At 64.4% G+C, this 4,974-nt stretch carries 5 protein-coding genes; all 5 read left to right on the plus strand.

Translation table 11 applies throughout. The features are described 5' to 3' along the window. Positions 1-1,897: glycosyltransferase (locus HKL97_RS10250; RefSeq protein ID WP_291425012.1), on the plus strand; the 1,897-nt coding region annotated here is incomplete at its 5' end. Between the two features lie 41 nt (positions 1,898-1,938). Then, entirely contained in the window at positions 1,939-2,997 is a 1,059-nt protein-coding gene (rfbB, locus tag HKL97_RS10255) for a dTDP-glucose 4,6-dehydratase (protein WP_291425014.1), read from the plus strand. Next, complete coding sequence (gene rfbA / locus HKL97_RS10260; RefSeq protein ID WP_291425016.1) at positions 2,994-3,875, plus strand: glucose-1-phosphate thymidylyltransferase RfbA; 882 nt, start codon at positions 2,994-2,996, stop codon at positions 3,873-3,875. The genes rfbB and rfbA overlap by 4 nt, the downstream gene beginning before the upstream one ends. Continuing rightward, the gene (gene rfbC / locus HKL97_RS10265) at positions 3,875-4,435 is read left to right on the plus strand and encodes a dTDP-4-dehydrorhamnose 3,5-epimerase (protein WP_291425018.1); all 561 of its coding nucleotides are present in this window, start codon (positions 3,875-3,877) and stop codon (positions 4,433-4,435) included. Before rfbA ends, rfbC begins: the two co-directional genes overlap by 1 nt. Next, positions 4,432-4,974, plus strand: a 543-nt coding sequence (locus tag HKL97_RS10270; protein ID WP_291425020.1) for a sugar nucleotide-binding protein, incomplete at its 3' end; no start/stop codon positions are given. The genes rfbC and HKL97_RS10270, both read left to right, overlap by 4 nt.

Raw genomic sequence — 4,974 nt, forward strand, 5'->3', positions numbered from 1 at the left:
CCAATGGGGCATCAAGGTGCATCTGCTGCTGCTCGGCGTCGGCCCGCTGCTCGGCCCGTATTACGAGACCGCCGATGTCGCCATCGCCTATGACAAAACCATCATCACGAACCTGCTGGACAAATACCGCGCCGCCGGCATCCGCAGCGCCATCGTCAACTCCGCGGCCAGCGCGCATGTGGTGCCGTGGGCAGAGCAACGCGGCATCAAAACCACGTTGCTGGTGCACGAGATGCCGCAGCTGCTGCAAGAATATAACCTTGAAATCCAGGCCCGGCTCGGCGCCGCCGCCGCCAGCCATCTGGTATTCGCCGCCAGCTGCGTTGCTGAAAAATTCACCGCCGCGCTCAACCTGCAACACGCCAGCCGCATCATCCTGCCGCAAGGCAACTACCAGAACATGGCCTTCAACGCAGCCGCGCGGGAGCGCATCCGCCGCGAGTTGAACATCGAGGACGAGGACTTCCTCGTGCTCGGCGCCGGGTTCGGCTACATCCGCAAGGGGTTTGATCTCTTCCTGCAACTGGCGCAAAAATTCTCAACCCTTCGCGGCGGCGTGCATTTCATCTGGGTGGGGGACATCCAGCCAACACTGCACACCTATCTCGCCCCGGAAATGAACAAGCTCATCGCCGCCGGCCGCTTCCACCACATCCCCTTCACCCAGCACGCCGCCGGCTATTTCACCGCCGCTGACATCTTCGCCCTCACCTCGCGTGAGGACCCCTACCCCACCGTGGTGATCGAGGCACTGGCCTGCGGCATCCCTTGCGTCGCCTTCGACGAATCAGGCGGCATCCCTGAGCTGCTGCACCGTGAAAAAGCCGGCCGCGTCGCCCGGCTGGCCGATATGGACGACTTCCTGGCGCAGATGACCAGCCTGCTCGACCATGAAAAGCTGCGCCAGCTCCGCCCGCGCCTCGCCGCCATGGCCGCGCAAAAGTTTGACTTTCCCGCCTATGTGGAAAAACTGCTGCACCTGGCCCAGCCCGGCCTGCGCAGCGTCAGCGCCGCCGTCATCAACTACAATTATGCCCAGCACCTGCCCGCGCGCCTGGAATCGATCTTCGCGCAAACCTACCCGCTGGCCGAAATCCTCTTTCTTGACGATGCCTCGACAGACACCTCCCTCACCGTCGCGCAAGCCACGGCTGATGCCGCGCGGCGCGAAATCCGCATCATCGCCAACAAAAAAAACACCGGCTCCGTCTTCGCCCAATGGCGCCGCGCCGCGCGCGAGGCCAAAGGCGAATTCATCTGGCTCTGCGAGGCCGACGACAGCGCCACCCCCATGTTTCTCTCCCGTCTGATGGAAGCGCTGACCAGCGCCGAGACCCCCCTGCTCGCCTTCACTGACAGCCGCGCCGTTGACGAGACCGGCAAACAGGTCATGCCCAGCTACCAATCCTATTATTTCGACTCCGGCGTAAAAGAACTGGCCGCCTCGGGCATCTGGGAGGCGCAGACCTTCGCGCAGCGCATCCTCGCCGTACGCAACCTCATCCCCAATGTCAGCGCCGTGCTCTGGCGGCGCGAGGCCCTGCTGGCAGCGCTTGATGCCGTCCCGGATATTGAAATCTGGCGCCTCGCCGGCGACTGGCGGCTCTACCTCGCCCTGCTCACCGGGCAACCCGGCAGCGTGGTCTACCTCGCGGAGCCGTTGAACACCCACCGCCGCCACGCCGGCGGCGTCACGCAGCGCCTCTCACCCAAGGCGCATACCGCCGAAATCGCGGCCATGCATAAAATCATCGTGAAAACCCTAAAGCCCGGAAAACACACCCAGGCGGAACAGGCCGCCTACCTCGCCCGCATCCACGCCCAGCTCAACCCAGCCAGACCAGACGCCGCCAAGGCGAAGCCCGCCAAGCCGGTTGCGCGCAAGCGCAATGTCTGATTGAACCACCCCATCAAAATCGCGCCTAACCAGGATGTTGCATGAAAATTCTTCTCACCGGAGGCTGCGGCTTCATCGGCTCGGCCGTCATCCGGCACGCCATCGCCGCCAGCCAGCACGAAATCATCAATATCGACAAAATGACCTACGCGGCCTGCGAGGATGCGCTGGAAACCGCGCTGACCCACCCCCGCCACACGCTCATCAAGGCCGACATCACCGACTCCGCCGCTATGCGCGCCGCCTTCGCCGCCCATCAGCCGGACGCGGTGATGCATCTGGCCGCCGAAAGCCATGTCGACCGTTCAATCGACGGCCCCGCCGCCTTTATTCACACAAATGTCACCGGCACATTCACCCTGCTGGAAGCCGCCCGCGAATATTACGCAACCCTCCCCCCCGCGCGGCGCGAAACCTTCCGCTTCCACCATATTTCCACCGACGAGGTCTTCGGCGCCCTGGCCGATGAGGACCCGCCGTTCAACGAACACACCCCCTACGACCCGCGCAGCCCCTACTCGGCCAGCAAGGCCGCGTCGGACCATCTGGTCCGCGCCTGGGGCCACACTTATGGTCTTCCCGTCATCGTCTCCAACACCACCAACAACTACGGCCCCTGGCAGTTCCCCGAAAAGCTGATCCCGCTCATCCTCATCAACGCCATCGATGAGAAACCCCTGCCCGTTTACGGCGACGGCCAGAACACCCGTGACTGGCTGTTTGTCGAGGATCACGCCCAGGCCCTGCTCATAGCCGTGGAATCCGGCACGCCTGGGGAAACCTATTGCATCGGCCCGCGCCAGCCGCGCAAAAACATCGACGTGGTGAAAGCCATCTGCGCCATCCTGGACGAGCGGCGCCCCAGCCCCAACGGCCCGCGCGAGCGCCTGATCACCTATGTGCGCGACCGCCCCGGCCACGATCATCGCTACGAGATCGACCCAGCCACCGCTGAAGCGGCGCTCGGCTGGAAGGCCGCGCATGATTTCGAAGCCGGCCTCGCCGCCACCATTGACTGGTATCTGGCCCATGAGGATTGGTGGCGCGCGATTGCGGCGCAAAAATATTCCGGGCAGCGCCTGGGCGGAGAAAAAGCATGATCACCAAGGGAATTATCCTCGCCGGCGGCTCCGGCTCGCGCCTGCACCCCATGACCCAGGCAACCTCCAAGCAGTTGCTCCCGGTCTACGACAAGCCGATGATCTACTATCCGCTCTCCACCCTGCTGCTGGCCGGCATCCGCGACGTGCTGATCATCTCCACCCCCTCCGACCTGCCGCAGTTCCAGCGACTGTTCCACGACGGCTCGCACCTGGGCATCCGCATCACCTATGCCGAACAGCCCAGACCGGACGGCTTGGCCCAGGCATTCCTCATCGGTGAGCAATGGCTCGCCGGCCAACCCTGCGCCCTGGCCCTGGGCGACAACCTCATTCACGGCGACCATCTCTCCACCCTGCTGCGCGCCGCCGGCTCCCGGCCCGAGGGGGCGACCGTCTTCGCCTATCAGGTGCGCGACCCCGAACGCTACGGGGTCATCACCTTCGATGCCGGCGGCAAGGCGCTCGACATCACCGAGAAACCCCAAAACCCCACCTCGCCCTGGGCGGTCACCGGGCTGTATTTCTATGATCACCGTGTCACCGAGTTCGCCCACCGCATCAAACCCTCCGCCCGCGGCGAGCTGGAGATCACCGATCTCAACCAGATTTATCTAGTCGAGGGCACGCTGCATGTGGAGCGCCTGGGCCGCGGCACCGCCTGGCTGGACGCCGGCACACCGGATTCGCTGATCCAGGCCGCCACTTTCGTGCAGACCATCCAGACCCGCCAAGGCAATCTGGTCGGCTGCCCGGAGGAAGTCGCCTTCCGCATGGGCTTCATCGACACCGCCCAGCTCAAGGCGCAGGCTCAGCTCATCAGCAAGACCGACCTGGGCCGCACATTGATCGAAATCGCCAACGGAATACACCACTGATGAAGATCGAACCGCTCAACATCCCCGAAGTCCTGCTCATCACCCCGCCCAAATTCGGTGACTCCCGTGGCTTCTTCTCCGAAACCTGGAGTGCGGCCAAACTCTCCGCCCAGGGCTTCAACGAGCATTTCGTACAGGACAACCACAGTTTTTCCGCACAGCCCGGCACCATCCGCGGCCTGCATTGCCAACTCGCCCCCAGCATCCAGGGCAAGCTGGTCCGCGTCGTCAAAGGCGCCATCTGGGATGTCGCGGTGGACATCCGCCACGGCTCGCCCACCTACGGAAAATACGCCGCCGCAATCTTAAGCGAGGCCAACTGGGCGCAGCTGTGGATTCCCGGCGGCTTCCTGCACGGCTTCTGCACCATCGAGCCGAACACCGAGGTCATCTACAAAGTCACCGCCGATTACGACCGCGCCGCCGAACGCGCCGTCATCTGGAACGACCCCACCCTCGCCCTGCCCTGGCCCGTCGAAGCCGCTCAAGCCCTGCTCTCGGACAAAGACATGGTCGCCCCGCGCCTGGCCGATTGCGCCCCCTGGTTCTCCTGCAAATGATCCTCATCACCGGCAGCACCGGGCAGCTTGGCCAGGAATTGGTCAAACTCTGCACTGAACGCGGCCTTGCCTTCCGCGCCGTCTCCCGGCCCGAATTCGACTTCGCGCAGCCGGGAAGCGTGGCAAGCTGCTTTGCCACCACCAACCCCACCCTCGTCATCAACGCCGCCGCCTACACCGCGGTGGACAAAGCCGAGACCAGCCAGGCCGCCGCGCGCGCCGGCAACCACACGGGCCCGCTGCACCTCGCGCAATTGTGCGAAGCCGCCAACATCCCCTTCATCCACATCTCAACTGACTATGTGTTCGACGGCGCCAAGGGCGCGCCCTACCTTGAGAGCGACCCAACCAACCCCACCGGCGTCTACGGCACCACCAAACGCGACGGCGAAGCCGCCATCCTGAACAACACAACCGCTAAAGCCATCATCCTGCGCACCGCCTGGGTCTATGCCGCGCACGGCAAAAATTTCGCCCGCACCATGCTGGCCGCCGCCCGGCGCTTGCCCACCCTGCGCGTGGTGGCCGACCAGCACGGC

Origin of the sequence: Acidocella sp., from assembly GCF_013044125.1 — a bacterium.
Classification (GTDB): Bacteria; Pseudomonadota; Alphaproteobacteria; order Acetobacterales; family Acetobacteraceae; genus Acidocella.